This is a genomic window from Pseudomonas tremae (assembly GCF_001401155.1).
Lineage (GTDB): Bacteria > Pseudomonadota > Gammaproteobacteria > Pseudomonadales > Pseudomonadaceae > Aquipseudomonas > Aquipseudomonas tremae.
Map to the genome: position 1 here is coordinate 1 of NZ_LJRO01000100.1, position 357 is coordinate 357.

Genomic DNA, 357 nt, shown 5'->3' on the forward strand with positions numbered 1-357 from the left:
AACTGCCCCCTGACGTCGCGGTGCTGATCGTCGCCAATCCGGTATTCGGCCTGGACTTTGCCAGCGTCGCGCTTATCCACCAGCGCCTGATTGACGCACGTAACAGCGGCACAGCGGTCCTGCTGCTCAGTGAAGACCTCGACGAGCTGCTGAGCCTGGCAGACCGCATCGTGGTCATTCATGACGGCGAACTGGTTTTTGAAACCAGCGCAGCGGCCGCTGATCGAACCGAGTTGGGTCGACACATGGCCGGTGCCGAGCAGTTGGCCGGAGAACCGGCATGATCAGCGTCAATGCGCGTCCGGACTGTTTCACGTTCGCCCCCTCCTGTGCCGCTGTGGTGATCATCGACATGCA

At 61.6% G+C, this 357-nt stretch carries 1 pseudogene; it reads left to right on the forward strand.

The features are described 5' to 3' along the window. Positions 1-284 (forward strand): annotated as a pseudogene (locus tag ALO43_RS08170) (ABC transporter ATP-binding protein); the annotation flags it as partial. Positions 285-357 lie beyond the last annotated feature (73 nt).